Here is a 12254-nt window from a genome sequence, read left to right on the forward strand (position 1 = left end):
ACCTAGCCAAGCAGGGCTAGGTATGTGGGAGCTCTTTTTCTGCTTTTGAAATCAGCTGAATATCTAAAGAAACATTACAAAACAAAAAAGCTTGTAGAAAAAACATCGTTTTCTCTACAAGCTGAAAAGCCTGAGATCTCTCAGGCTTTTTTTCGTTACATGTATTGATTTCCTTTTCTGTTGTAAGAATAATCATTACAACGAAAGGATGATACCATGAGAATCAGCACCCGCTTCACGATAGCCGGACATATCGGTTTTACCCAGCATCATACTCTTACATTGTAAAAGATTTTTTTAACTGCTATCTAAAGAATGAACGTAAGCATATGAAATAAAGGAAGTTTATACGACTGAAGATAGAGCAAAAACATTGACAAAAAATTTTATTTATGCCATAATTTACTATTAATATATTTGTATGTATAATAAGATTCTCCTGGCCAGGGGAATCTTATTTTTTTATGGGAGGATCATTTCATGAGGAAAAATCAGTCTAGCTTAACGTCTTTGATTTCAGCTTTTGCCCGTGCGTATCACAGCCGATATGACACGCCTCTCATTTTTGATGATTTTATTGCAAAAGATCTTATTAACGAAAAAGAGTTTTCCGACATCAGCGAGAATATGATTCAAGGAATCACGTTTTTCAACAAAGAGATTGCTGAACGCCTGCAAAATGATCCCGAAGAAATATTAAAATGGGTTACGCAAGTCCAGCTGTCACCCACGCCCTTAGCACGTGCTTCGTATTGCGAAAAAGTCTTACACAACGAATTAATGCTTGGAGCAAAACAGTATGTCATTCTTGGGGCCGGGCTGGATACTTTCTGTTTTCGGCATCCTGAATTGGAAAACTGCTTAAAAGTTTTCGAGGTTGATCATCCGGCTACACAGCAATTCAAAAAAAATAAGCTGAAAGATGCAAAACTGACCATCCCGGAGCACCTTCACTTTGTTCCTATGGATTTTACCAAAACGTTTTCCTATCAGCCTCTTATAGATGAAGGATTTGAAAACACAAAAACATTCTTCAGCCTTCTGGGAGTGTCTTATTATTTAACACGAGAAGAAAATGCAAGCTTGATCAGCCATTTATTTTCTCATGTCCCCTCAGGGAGTTCTATCGTTTTTGATTATGCCGACGAAACACTCTTTACTGCAAAAGGAACATCAAATCGAGTTGAACATATGGTGAAAATGGCTGCTGCAAGCGGAGAACCGATGAAATCTTGTTTTACTTATCAAGAAATTGAACATCTGTTAGAGTCAGCAGGTTTACTCATCTATGAACATCTATCACCCGACGACATTCATAACCTTTTCTTTGGCAATCGAATAGACGATTTGTCAGCGTTTGAAACGATTCATTATATACATGCGGTTAAAAAATAATGTTTCTTTTATCACAGATTCGCCTCTCATTTTTGGGAGGCTTTTTATGGTTAACAGCTTACAAAAAAATAAGCTGCCGTTATCATACGGCAGCTTCCGCTAAAGGCTTCACCAGGATCATAAATGGTTTGCCTCTATCATCTTTCTCCATTTTCAGCTGTTCAAACCCGCATTGGCTCAAAAACAATATCCATTCACTACGGTCAATAGGAACTGCCGCAAACATCGCTTTATGTTTGGCTCTGAGCGATTTGCTGATCCGTTCAATGATCATCCTCGCATGCCCCTTTTTTTCTTCATCCGGGTCTACAAGCACCGTTCCCAGCCACGGCTTTCCGTTGGAAGGCGCCCATTCGAGATGATAGCTGAGGGCAACAGGCCGACCGTCTTTTTCCCATACAAGCCAGGATCCGTTGTACATGGAGTAGGAGATCATATAGCTTTCAGCATCTTTCTCCCCAAACTCCTCCTCTTTCCATACAGGATGAGCCTCCGCGAGCGTTTCTAACAAGCTGAGGTCGTCCTGTTCAAATAACCTACTTTTCAGCACGAAGGTACTCTTCAAATACCGTTTTATGTATAGATGGTTTTCCGGCCAAAACACTGTGATTTTCTAAAAAGGTAAACGGCTCACCCTCAATGGTCGAATAAATGCCTCCCACTTCATTTAACAGTACACAGCCGGCCGCGTAATCCCATGGCGCAAGCCGCATCGTGATGTAAGCATCTATTCTTCCTGCCGCGACATTCGCCAGCTCTAAAGCGGCAGAACCGTAGGAACGTGTGCCTCTGACTCTTTTCACAAGGGGCGCTAACACACTTGAATCAATTCTTCTGTTTTCCGTTATCCATGTCGCATTAATGCCAAGAATGGCTTCTTCAATGACGGTTTCTTTCAAAGGAGCCAGCTTCGTTTCATTCATATAAGCTCCTCTGCCGCTAAATGCGTGATAAAGTTCATCATGCACCACATCATAAATTAATCCGATTTTCCCTTCTCCGTTTTCAAAAATTCCGATTGAAATCGCAAAATTTCTTTGCTGGTGAACAAAATTCATCGTCCCGTCAATCGGGTCGATAATCCAGACGACTCCCTCCAATGAGTGGAGTTTGTCTCCTTGCCCTTCTTCGCCAAGTATGCGGTGTCCCGGAAACGTTTCTTGAATGCGGTCAATAAAAAACTTTTCCGTTTCTTTGTCAATATTGGTGACTAAATCATTCGGATTTGATTTTGTTTCAATTGTCAGGCTTTCATGCATGGATTGTTTAATTCTCGCGCCTGCTTCCCTTACCCATTTTTTTGCAATTTCATCAATTTCCGTCCAATTTGTCATTCTTGTGTACCCTCTCTTCTATGTAGACCTTTATTTTATAGGATACTGATAACGGCGGTGAAAAAGCAAGGAAAATGAAAATATCCCTTCTCATGTAAAAACGAACCATTCATGCGGTTCGTTTTCACTATCGCTTTTTACCCGTTAAGACGAATCCATTCTTTTCTGAGTCGCTCAAGTTTGTTTTTGCTTTGTTCAATTTGTTCTTCATTTTCTTTTTGAATTGCTTCATACAGGGTTGCCAATTCATAATCTACCTCTAGTCTCCAGACAGCTACACGATTGTTTTTCTCTTCCTTAAAACCCTCTTTCACAACTTGCCTCATTGTCTTTCGCCCCTTCCAGAGATCATTTGTTTGTAAAAAAGCATCCCATTTTGCCATTCAACAATGATTACTTCTTATATCGTATGATTGTTCTATTTACGCGTAACATGATTCTGAAAATTGTGTGTTTACCTATTGGTTTATTACCACATTTCCCCTTTCTTCAAACGCGTTCAATCTTTTTGACGCTCGTATGAACTGTGATAAAATATGTTTACTTGCATGAAGGAGGAAAATCATGACACAAATGCGTTTTACAGAAGAAGACTTTAACACATTTACAATAGAAGGCTTAGACGCGCGCATGGAGGTATTAAAAGAGACGGTCCGTCCGAAGCTTACAGCTCTAGGCGAACATTTTGCCCCGACTTTATCAGCTTTAACCGGAGATGAAATGTTTCCGCATGTGGCAAAGCACGCAAGAAGATCCGTCAATCCCCCTGCTGACAGCTGGGTGGCGTTCGCAAACAGCAAAAGAGGCTATAAAAAACTGCCGCATTTTCAGATTGGTTTATGGGAAAGCCACGTATTTGTGTGGTTCGCGATTATTTATGAATCCCCTATCAAAGAAAAATACGGCAAATGGCTTGAAGCGAATCAGGAAACCATAACAAAGAATATCCCAGACAGCTTCGTTTGGTCCGCAGATCACACAAAACCCGGAGTACATAAGCAGTCTGAAATGAATAAAGAACAGCTGAAGACGCTGTTTGAGCGTTTGCAGACTGTAAAGAAAGCCGAGCTGTTATGCGGCATTCAGCTTCAAAAAGAAGAAGTGCTGAATATGAATAACCAGGAATTCCTTCAACGTATCGACGATGCCTTTCAGCAGCTTGCTTTCTTGTACCGCTTCACCCAAAAGGTATCACAAGCATAAACAAGAGCCGGGGCATGAATTGCCTCCGGCTCTTTCTTACATCTTAATCTTCGCCTGATCAGATTCTCTTGCCTGTTTGACTGTGCGATAAGGAGAGTATGTACTTTGTTCTTCAAACTCGCCGCATAGCGTTTTTTCTTCAGCCTTTCCCGGTACAATTTCTTTGAAACGGCGGTAAGCTTTAAGAAGCTCTTCGCGATCTGCGCCTTTTTCATATGCAAGCTCAACCTGCTGGAAAAACGCAATCACATCCACTGCTTCTTCAGTAGTCCAATCTTCATTCATTGGGTATTGATATTCCATTTTCTTCACTCCTTATAGATTTGCTCCCCTTAAGAGAAAGCATCTTCATTTGATCATAAATTGTTCTTTACATTCTTTCAAGTTCATAATATAATTCATTTGTTTTACGTCTAAAAAACGATTGAGAAACTGATTTTAATACACACTATTATGCATAGGTATGATTACAAAGGTGGGAAAACAATTGCCGCAACATGAAACACCCTTATACACAGGACTGAAAAAGCATGCAAGCAGACAGCCTGTTCAATTCCACATTCCCGGCCATAAAAAAGGGGCAGGAATGGACCCAGAATTTAGAGATTTTATTGGCGAAAACGCGTTAAGCATAGATTTAATCAATATTGAACCACTAGATGATCTGCACGCGCCCAAAGGCATCATTAAACAAGCACAGGATCTGGCGGCTGAAGCATTTGGCGCGGACCACACATTTTTTTCTGTCCAAGGAACGAGCGGCGCCATTATGACAATGGTGATGGCTGTTTGCGGACCTGGAGATAAAATTATTATTCCGAGAAATGTGCACAAATCAATCATGACAGCTATTGTATTTTCCGGAGCAATTCCAATCTTTATTCATCCGGAAATTGACAATGAATTAGGCATCTCTCACGGCATTACGCTTGAATCTGCTAAACGGGCGCTTACCGAGCATCCAGATGCAAAAGGGCTTCTCGTCATCAACCCGACATATTTCGGTGTTGCAGCCGACTTAAAAAGCATCGTAGAACTTGCTCATTCGTTTGATGTGCCGGTTCTAGTTGATGAAGCACACGGGGTTCACATTCATTTTCACGACGAATTGCCGCTTTCAGCCATGCAGGCAGGAGCGGACATAGCAGCTACAAGTGTACACAAGCTCGGGGGATCACTGACGCAGAGCTCTATTTTAAACATGAGAGAGGGCCTTGTTTCCAAAGACAGAGTGCAATCCATCCTGAGTATGCTGACAACAACGTCTACTTCTTACTTACTTCTCGCCTCTCTGGATGTTGCCAGAAAACGTCTTGCGACAGAAGGCCATCAGCTTGCTGAGGAGACACTGAAGCTTGCCAACCAGACGAGAAACCGCCTCAATCAGATTGAAGGCATTTATTGTGTCGGTTCTGAGATTCTTGGTTCGAAAGCAGCTTACAGTTATGACCCGACAAAATTGATTATCTCTGTTAAAAGTCTTGGACTCACAGGTCATGATGTTGAAAAATGGCTTCGTGAATCCTTTAATATTGAAGTTGAGCTTTCTGATCTGTACAATATTTTGTGTATTTTCACCCCTGGTGACAGCCAAAATGATGCAGACCGGCTTGCAGAGGCTTTAACAGAGATTGCACATCATATGTCAGAAAAAGATATAACGCACCAGCAAACTGAAGTACTGCTTCCGGAAATTCCTTTATTGGCAATGACTCCGCGTGATGCTTTCTACGCAAATACGGAGGTCATCCCATTAAAAGAAGCATCCGGACGGATTATCGCTGAATTTGTAATGGTATATCCTCCTGGCATTCCGATCTTCATTCCAGGTGAGATTATTACAGAAGACAACATCAGCTATATTTTTAAGAACCTTGACGCAGGTCTACCGGTTCAAGGACCTGAAGATTCGACATTAAACATGATCCGGGTCATTAAAGAGCAAAAAGCGATTCAATAAATAAAAAGCATGCGGCTTGAGCCCGCATGCTTTTTATTACTCTTCATCAACAGGACATTGACATTGTCCGCAGCATGATCCGTATAATGTTGTCACTTTCTCATCTTCAAAGTAATGAATGGCTTCGTTGCAATCTTGGCAAACAATCGTTCCCATCTCTTATTCCCCATTTCTTTGAATTTTGAAAACGCTTAATTTCTCTTGTTGCTATTATATTAATATGTCACATTTAAAATGTCAACCGCAAACTGTATGACACATTTAATTTTTATTTCGTTATATATAGTGTTTTTTTATTTTTCACATACAATATCTTCTTCACGAAACAGCTTTAATCGATACATATGCAAAAATACATCCCGTGATTTCATGTTTTCTTGAACTTTTATGAACGAACGCAGCAATATTTAAACGATTGATATACTATGTAATCTCACTTTAAAAACGGTTTCAATTATATAACAATTAGGTAACAAGGAGCAGATTCAGCCTCCTCTCATGATAAACTAAGGCTAGTTTACTATTGTTTATACAGAGGAGAAGATAGATGCGATATCGCGCGGTATTCCCCATACTGATAATAGTATTTGCTTTATCGGGCTGTACGCTTTCCACCATCAATCCGATGAAAAAAAGCCGGATTGACAACATTCATCATACACAAATTTTGTTTTTTTCTGATGAAAACCAAATTGACGAGGAAGCGCCATATTACGATGCACTGCTTGATTTAGAAAAAGATTATCCTGAGCAAATAGATAAAATGAAGGTTTATGATAACAAAGAAGGCTGGGAAGATGAGATTGAAACCGTCCCTACCCTTATGGTTGTTGATCAGCGCCATGTCGTTGTGAAAATCGAGGGATGTGTGAAAAAGAAAGAAGACATCGTTAAACCATTGCAGCATGTGCTGTCAAAATAAATAAAACAGCCCCGCATTGAGCGAGGGCTGTTTTTGATATGAGTATTATTTTACGATGTGAATCGGACTTCCGATTGCCACTTCAGCTGCTTCCATTGTGATTTCGCCCAATGTTGGGTGAGCGTGAATTGTCATCGCGATATCTTCAGCAGTCATGCCGCCTTCGATCGCTAAGCTTAATTCAGAAATCATATCAGAAGCACTTGCACCGGCGATTTGTGCACCGATTACAAGACCGTCCTCTTTACGAGTGATCAGCTTCATGAAGCCGTCTGTTTCGTTAAGAGAAAGGGCACGGCCGTTTGCTCCAAATGGGAATTTAGCAGCAACAATATCAAGGCCTTCTTCTTTCGCCTGTGCTTCAGTGTAACCAACTGATGCAAGTTCAGGCTCAGAGAAGACAACCGCAGGAATACCAAGGTAATCGATTTCTGCAGGCTCTCCAGCGATAGCTTCTGCTGCGATTTTACCTTCGTAAGATGCTTTGTGAGCAAGCGGAGGTCCTTCGATGATGTCACCGATTGCATAAATGTTAGGTACGTTAGTGCGGCACTGTTTGTCAGTTTTCACGACACCGCGGTCCGTCATTTCAATACCGACTTGCTCAAGACCAAGCTCATCAGTGTTTGGACGGCGTCCTACTGTGATCAGTACGTAATCAGCATCAACAGTTTTTTCTTCGCCTTTTACTTCAAAAGTAACTGTTACGCCATCTGGTTTTTCTTCAACGCCTTTAGCCATCGCATTTGTATGGATTTCAACGTTGCCTTTTTTCTTCAGTCTGCGTGTAACAAGAGAACTCATTTGTTTTTCGAAGCCAGGAAGAATTTCATCTCCGCCTTCAAGAATAACAAGCTCAGTGCCGAAGTTAGCATACGCAGTTCCGAGCTCAGTGCCGATGTATCCGCCGCCGATCACAACGAGCTTTTTAGGAATTTCTTTAAGAGCCAAAGCGCCTGTTGAATTTAGGACACGCTCAGTATATTTGAAGTTTGGCAATTCGATAGGACGAGAACCAGTTGCAATGATTGCGTTTTTGAACGTGTATGTTTGAGCAGAGTTCTCATCCATGACACGAACTGAATTGCTGTCTACAAAATAAGCTTCGCCTTTTACAACATCTACTTTGTTGCCTTTAAGAAGACCTCCAACACCGCCAGTAAGCTTGTTTACGACAGAAGCTTTCCATTCTTGAACTTTTGTGAAATCAACTGATACGTTCTCAGCCGTGATTCCCATGTCGTCAGAATGCTTTGCATTCTCATAACGGTGGCCAGCATTGATCAGCGCTTTTGAAGGGATACATCCAACGTTCAGACAAACGCCTCCAAGAGTTGCTTTTTCAACGACTGTTACTTTTTGTCCAAGCTGTGCAGCGCGGATGGCAGCTACATAGCCGCCAGGTCCCGCACCGATTACAAGAGTATCTGTTTCAATAGGGAAATCTCCTACTACCATAACATTACGCCTCCATTAAAATTAATTGTGGATCGTTCAGTAAACGCTTGATGTGATTTAATGCATTTTGCGCAGTTGCTCCGTCGATCATACGGTGGTCGAAGCTGAGAGAAAGAGCTAAGACTGGAGCTGCTACGATTTCGCCATCACGAACAATCGCTTTTTCTGCAATGCGTCCGATACCAAGAATCGCAACTTCTGGATGGTTGATGACCGGAGTGAACCATTGTCCGCCGGCAGAACCGATGTTTGTAATTGTGCAAGATGCGCCTTTCATTTCAGCTGGAGCAAGCTTGCCTTCACGAGCTTTTGTTGCAAGGCCATTGATTTCATCTGAAATTTCAAAGACAGATTTACGATCTGCATTTTTCACAACCGGTACAAGCAAGCCTTTTTCAGTATCAGCAGCGATACCGATGTTGAAGTAATGTTTTTGGACTACTTCTTCTGTTTTATCGTCAATTGACGTGTTTAAAACAGGGAATTTTTTCAGTGCAGATGTCAGAGCTTTTACAACGTAAGGCAAGAAAGTCAGCTTGATTCCTTGATCAGCAGCAACCTGTTTGAACTGTTTACGATGTGCAACAAGGTTTGTTACGTCCACTTCATCCATTAATGTTACGTGAGGAGCAGTGTGTTTAGAGTTAACCATCGCTTTTGCAATTGCTTTACGGATACCGCTCATTTTTTCGCGTGTTTCTGGGAATTCGCCCTCTGGAGCTGGTGCAGCAGCCGGTTTAGCAGCTGTTTCTTGCGGTGCAGCTGTTTCTTGCGGTGCAGCTGTTTCTTGTGGCGCAGCAGCTTCTTGCGCTCCTCCGTTTACAAAGCTGTTGATATCTTCTTTAACAACACGTCCGTTATTGCCTGAGCCAGTTACTTTACGGATGTCTACGCCTTTTTCACGAGCATATTTACGTACAGAAGGCATAGCGATGACGCGTTTGTTCGGGTCAACTTCAGCTTGATCCTGCTGTCCTGCGCCAGTTGCTTTTGCAGGCTCTTTCGGACGCTCTTCTTTAGAGATATCTTGTCCCACTTCGGCAGTTGATTGAACTTGTGCCTCAGTTTTTGCCTCCCCTGAATCATGACTTCCTTTAAATTGAAGATCTTCGTACCCAGGTGCATCAAACGTAATAATCGTTTGTCCAACAGTTGCTACTGTTCCCTCTTCAACTTTTAATTCTAATACTTTTCCTTTAACAGGTGAAGGAATTTCTACTACTGCTTTATCATTTTGGACTTCCGCCAGTACATCATCTTCGTCTACCTCATCGTTAGGCTTGACAAACCATTTTACGATTTCGCCTTCGTGGATACCTTCCCCGATATCTGGAAGTTTAAATTCAAATGCCACAGTTTTCGACCTCCTAGTTTGATTAAGCAATTTTAAAGTTTACATCGTAAGTAACAGATATATAGTGGAGGGAAAACGTCCATCTTCCCTCTGAATTATGCAATTTGATTAAAATTCAAGTACTTTTCTTGCTGTTTCAAGAACGTCTTTATGGTTTGGAAGCCATACGCTCTCTGCTTGGGAGAAAGGAAATACTGTATCAGGCGCAGCCACGCGAAGTACAGGTGCTTCCAAGCTCAAGATCGCACGGTCATTAATTTCTGCTACCACATTAGCAGCAACACCGGCCTGTTTTTGCGCCTCTTGAACTACAATCGCGCGGCCTGTTTTTTCTACAGATGCGATGATTGTATCGATATCAAGTGGACTGACAGTACGAAGATCAATTACCTCAGCAGAAACGCCGTCTTTCTCAAGCTCCTCAGCAGCTTTTAATGATTCATGAACCATTGCGCCGTAAGTGATGATTGAAAGGTCAGTACCTTCACGTTTCACGTCAGCTTTGCCAAGCTCAATTGTGTATTCTTCTTCAGGAACTTCCTGACGGAAAGAACGGTAAAGCTTCATGTGCTCTAAGAAAACAACAGGATCATTGTCTCTGATTGCAGAAATTAAAAGTCCTTTGGCATCGTAAGGAGTTGACGGAATGACAACTTTGATACCAGGCTGCTGTGCAATAAGACCTTCTAAGCTATCAGCATGAAGCTCAGGAGTATGAACACCGCCGCCGAACGGAGAACGAATGGTTACAGGTGAAGTCCAGCGTCCGCCAGAACGGTAACGAAGACGGGCCATTTGTCCAGAAATAGAATCCATTACCTCATAAACGAATCCAAAGAATTGGATTTCCATAACAGGACGGTAATCCTGCAAACCTAAGCCGAGAGCAAGCCCGCCAATTCCAGACTCTGCAAGCGGCGTATCAAATACGCGATCCTCACCGAATTCTTTTTGAAGGCCTTCAGTTGCCCGGAAAACGCCCCCTGCAACGCCTACATCCTCTCCAAAAAGCAGAACGTTTTCATTGTTCTTCAGTTCTGTGCGTAACGCATCAGTGATCGCTTGAATCATTGTCATTTGCGCCATGGCTTATTTCGACTCCTTCTCTTTGTAAATTTCAAATTGTTCTTTTAAGTTAAATGTCGGCTCTTCGAACATATTCTCAATTAACTCTGTTACTTTTGGTTTTGGTTCGCTGTCAGCTTTTTTGATGGCCTGTTTGATTTCTTCTTTAGCCTGTTCGATGACTTTGTTCTCTTCTTCTTCAGACCATAGCCCTTTATTCTCTAGGAACTTGCGGAAGCGTACGAGCGGGTCTTTAAGTTCCCATTCGTTTTCTATTTCTTTTGTACGGTACTTAGTCGGATCGTCTCCAGACATTGTATGTGGTCCGTAACGGAATGTAAGAGTTTCAATCAAGGTCGGACCTTCACCGTTAATTGCACGTTGGCGTGCTTCTGCTGTTGCAGCGTAAACAGCAAGGGCATCCATTCCATCAACTTGAACACCTGTAATACCGGCTGCAACTGCTTTTTGGGCAATTGTCTGTGCTGATGATTGCTTTTCTACAGGCGTTGAAATCGCATATCGGTTGTTTTGCACGACGAAAATCGCTGGCGCTTTAAATGCTCCGGCAAAGTTCATCCCTTCATAAAAGTCACCTTGTGAAGCTCCGCCGTCTCCTGTATAAGTGATCGCTACCGATTTTTTACCTCGCTTTTTAAGTCCTAAAGCTACACCTGTTGTTTGAATGATTTGTGCGCCGATGATAATTTGAGGTGATATCGCATTTACTCCCTCAGGCATTTGGTTGCCTTTAAAATGGCCTCTTGAGAATAGGAACGCTTGGTATAAAGGAAGTCCGTGCCAAATCAGCTGAGGGACATCTCGATAACCAGGAAGAATAAAGTCATCCTGCTCAAGGGCAAAGTGTGATGCAATTTGAGAAGCCTCTTGACCTGCTGTAGGCGCGTAGAAGCCTAAACGTCCTTGACGTGATAGAGAAATCGAACGCTGGTCTAAAATGCGGATGTATACCATTCTTCTCATTAATTCTTTTAGTTGATCGTCTGAAAGATCGGGCATTGCCTCTTTATTTACGACTTCTCCTTCAGCATTTAAAATTCGAAACGTTTCAAACTGCTTATTAATAGCGTCAAATTGTTTTTTGCTATCAACAATTGAAGTTTTTGTCTTTGCAGCCATCTTTTAAACCACCTCTTCTTTTGTTTAAACGGGGTTTGATACCGTTCATAATCCGTATTAAAAACACTCTTATCATGCTCTGCAATTCTAAAATTAATCATTCAGAAAATCACAAAAAATAAGCAAAGATAATGACGTTTAAACTGTACTAATAAAAATAACTTTTTCATTAGTACAATAATCAACAAACATAGTTTACAGCAATTCCACAGAGCCGTCAATTATTTATAAACTAAAATTGAAACCGCTTTGAAAATAGGGAGAGTGCGAAAAAAACTGTACTATAAAAGATGAAAAACTGTATTATAAAAACAGAATGTTGTAATACAGTTAAAAAAGTAAAAAAATAAAATAAGTTTTTTAACGAACTGTTACAAACCGTAAAGTGTCGGGGAAGTAAACGCAGTGTGAATAAAGAGGCGG

At 41.5% G+C, this 12254-nt stretch carries 13 protein-coding genes; 4 read left to right on the forward strand and 9 right to left on the reverse strand.

Annotated features, from left to right (window positions below; all coding sequences use genetic code 11):
- Window positions 1-480: 480 nt before the first annotated feature.
- Window positions 481-1395 carry a class I SAM-dependent methyltransferase gene (locus JMN17_RS21190; RefSeq protein WP_202329179.1) on the forward strand — a complete coding sequence of 305 codons (915 nt, stop codon included), beginning with the start codon at window positions 481-483 and terminating at the stop codon, window positions 1393-1395.
- Window positions 1396-1477: 82 nt separating this feature from the next.
- On the opposite strand, the gene JMN17_RS21195 is transcribed toward JMN17_RS21190, so the two are convergent.
- From JMN17_RS21195 to JMN17_RS21205, 3 genes are all read right to left on the reverse strand, one after another.
- Window positions 1478-1906: a GNAT family N-acetyltransferase gene (locus JMN17_RS21195; protein WP_087992242.1), complete on the reverse strand. Its 429-nt coding sequence runs from the start codon at window positions 1904-1906 to the stop codon at window positions 1478-1480.
- 25 nt (window positions 1907-1931) lie between these two features.
- The gene (gene suhB, locus JMN17_RS21200) at window positions 1932-2729 is read right to left on the reverse strand and encodes an inositol-1-monophosphatase (protein ID WP_087992189.1); all 798 of its coding nucleotides are present in this window, start codon (window positions 2727-2729) and stop codon (window positions 1932-1934) included.
- 137 nt (window positions 2730-2866) lie between these two features.
- Window positions 2867-3055, reverse strand: coding sequence for a hypothetical protein (locus JMN17_RS21205; RefSeq protein ID WP_087992243.1), 189 nt, complete (start codon window positions 3053-3055; stop codon window positions 2867-2869).
- A gap of 238 nt (window positions 3056-3293) precedes the next feature.
- Here JMN17_RS21205 and JMN17_RS21210 point away from each other — a divergent pair, with 238 nt between their 5' ends.
- Window positions 3294-3932 (forward strand): YktB family protein, encoded by a 639-nt coding sequence (locus JMN17_RS21210; protein WP_087992190.1) that lies wholly within the window; start codon window positions 3294-3296, stop codon window positions 3930-3932.
- A gap of 36 nt (window positions 3933-3968) precedes the next feature.
- On the opposite strand, the gene JMN17_RS21215 is transcribed toward JMN17_RS21210, so the two are convergent.
- Window positions 3969-4235: a UPF0223 family protein gene (locus tag JMN17_RS21215; RefSeq protein ID WP_064813643.1), complete on the reverse strand. Its 267-nt coding sequence runs from the start codon at window positions 4233-4235 to the stop codon at window positions 3969-3971.
- Window positions 4236-4419: 184 nt separating this feature from the next.
- Between JMN17_RS21215 and speA the strand changes: the two genes are divergently transcribed.
- Entirely contained in the window at window positions 4420-5892 is a 1473-nt protein-coding gene (speA, locus tag JMN17_RS21220) for an arginine decarboxylase (protein ID WP_087992191.1), read from the forward strand.
- Window positions 5893-5928: 36 nt separating this feature from the next.
- On the opposite strand, the gene JMN17_RS21225 is transcribed toward speA, so the two are convergent.
- Window positions 5929-6048, reverse strand: a complete 120-nt coding sequence (locus JMN17_RS21225) for a GapA-binding peptide SR1P (RefSeq protein WP_082022512.1) — start codon at window positions 6046-6048, stop codon at window positions 5929-5931.
- Between the two features lie 391 nt (window positions 6049-6439).
- Here JMN17_RS21225 and slp point away from each other — a divergent pair, with 391 nt between their 5' ends.
- Window positions 6440-6814, forward strand: coding sequence for a peptidoglycan-associated lipoprotein Slp (slp, locus tag JMN17_RS21230; RefSeq protein WP_087992192.1), 375 nt, complete (start codon window positions 6440-6442; stop codon window positions 6812-6814).
- A 45-nt stretch (window positions 6815-6859) separates the two neighbouring features.
- Here slp and lpdA read toward each other — a convergent pair whose 3' ends face one another.
- The 4 genes from lpdA to pdhA form a co-directional block, all read right to left on the reverse strand.
- Entirely contained in the window at window positions 6860-8272 is a 1413-nt protein-coding gene (lpdA, locus tag JMN17_RS21235) for a dihydrolipoyl dehydrogenase (RefSeq protein WP_087992193.1), read from the reverse strand.
- A gap of 4 nt (window positions 8273-8276) precedes the next feature.
- Window positions 8277-9626, reverse strand: a complete 1350-nt coding sequence (pdhC, locus tag JMN17_RS21240; RefSeq protein WP_202329180.1) for a pyruvate dehydrogenase complex dihydrolipoyllysine-residue acetyltransferase — start codon at window positions 9624-9626, stop codon at window positions 8277-8279.
- Between the two features lie 108 nt (window positions 9627-9734).
- Window positions 9735-10712 (reverse strand): pyruvate dehydrogenase complex E1 component subunit beta, encoded by a 978-nt coding sequence (gene pdhB / locus JMN17_RS21245; RefSeq protein ID WP_072183597.1) that lies wholly within the window; start codon window positions 10710-10712, stop codon window positions 9735-9737.
- Between the two features lie 3 nt (window positions 10713-10715).
- Window positions 10716-11831, reverse strand: coding sequence for a pyruvate dehydrogenase (acetyl-transferring) E1 component subunit alpha (gene pdhA, locus JMN17_RS21250; RefSeq protein WP_087992195.1), 1116 nt, complete (start codon window positions 11829-11831; stop codon window positions 10716-10718).
- Window positions 11832-12254: the final 423 nt, after the last annotated feature.

The sequence above is a fragment of the Bacillus sp. RHFS10 genome (assembly GCF_016757475.1).
Lineage (GTDB): Bacteria > Bacillota > Bacilli > Bacillales > Bacillaceae > Bacillus > Bacillus subtilis_G.